This is a genomic window from Streptomyces sp. NPDC004542, from assembly GCF_040610035.1.
In the GTDB taxonomy this organism is placed as follows: domain Bacteria; phylum Actinomycetota; class Actinomycetes; order Streptomycetales; family Streptomycetaceae; genus Streptomyces.
In genome coordinates this window covers 1-1,034 of record NZ_JBEXLP010000226.1, presented here as the reverse complement: position 1 = coordinate 1,034, position 1,034 = coordinate 1, and the positions used below count along the sequence as shown (strand labels likewise).

1 protein-coding gene and 1 pseudogene are annotated in these 1,034 nt (G+C 69.2%); both read left to right on the top strand.

Features of this window, described 5'->3' with window-relative positions:
- The first annotated feature begins 94 nt into the window (after positions 1–94).
- Positions 95–508: a hypothetical protein gene (locus tag ABZX30_RS38235; RefSeq protein ID WP_355943092.1), complete on the top strand. Its 414-nt coding sequence runs from the start codon at positions 95–97 to the stop codon at positions 506–508.
- A pseudogene (locus tag ABZX30_RS38230) lies at positions 484–1,034 on the top strand (hypothetical protein); the annotation flags it as partial. The gene ABZX30_RS38235 and the pseudogene ABZX30_RS38230, both read left to right, overlap by 25 nt.

The following is a 1,034-nucleotide window of genomic DNA, read 5'->3' as shown; positions in this document are numbered from 1 at the left end:
ACCAGCCCGTCGTCCACGGCGCTCGTCCCACTCACAGCGGCCTCCCCGGCCTCGATGTGACTCATCACGTCAGTCATCAACTGTCGCTTCCAGCTTGGGAGTTACACCGCTCACCGTACAGACCCCGGCCTGGACTCTCGCCGGCCCCGTCACCCACCTGACCGTCCTGCGCGCCCACCTACTCCACCAGCGTTGCCTTGCCGAGCTGATCGCGCTGCGCTCCCGCACCGGGGTACGCCTCACTCTCGTCTGCCACCAGCGGACGCTCCCACGGACACTGGAGCGCATCCTGGCCCGCACGCAGCACGCCGTGGCCGACGCCGAAGCGGTGTTCTCCCAGCAGGAATCTCCAGACGACGAGCCCACGGCCAACGTGCTGCGGCGGCGGTGGATCAGCCTGTCGGCCCTGACCACACTGATGTCCTGGGAGGACAGCCCGGCGTGCGTGTGTGCCGCCCCCCCCTGGCGAGCGAGCGCGGCTTCGTGGCTCCCGCGATACCTGCGCTGACCGAGCAGGAGGTCGCCCGGCGCCTTCATGCGGGCACCGCCCATCCTCATCTCGCGGCCGAGCTCGCCACCGCGTGCTTCACGGCCGCCTCGAAAAGCCAGCTCGCCACTGCCCGGATACGGGATGCCGCCCTGGACGGCAGCACGGTGACGCTTCACGACCGCCACAACGTCCGCCAGGGCTGCATGACCCACCCCGTGCCCGCATGGGCACGCCCCCTCCTCCGTGCTGCGGCATTCACCCATCTCCTGGCCACCGGCACCAGCAGCGGCAAGCTGTTCACCGATCCCTACGAGCCCACCGGACTGCCCTACCTGACCGACTTCGCAGAGCAGCTCAAACTCCGCCCGCCTCAGCCCCCACGCCCCAAGCGGCGCAAGAACCCGCGCAGAAGACCACTGCCACCGACCGTGTGGCCACTCAGCAACGCTCACCACCATCTGCCCTGGATTACGCCCGAAGACATGCAGGGCTGCCCTCAGCCACTCGGCTACAAGCCCAAACGCCCGCCGTACGCGATGCGCTG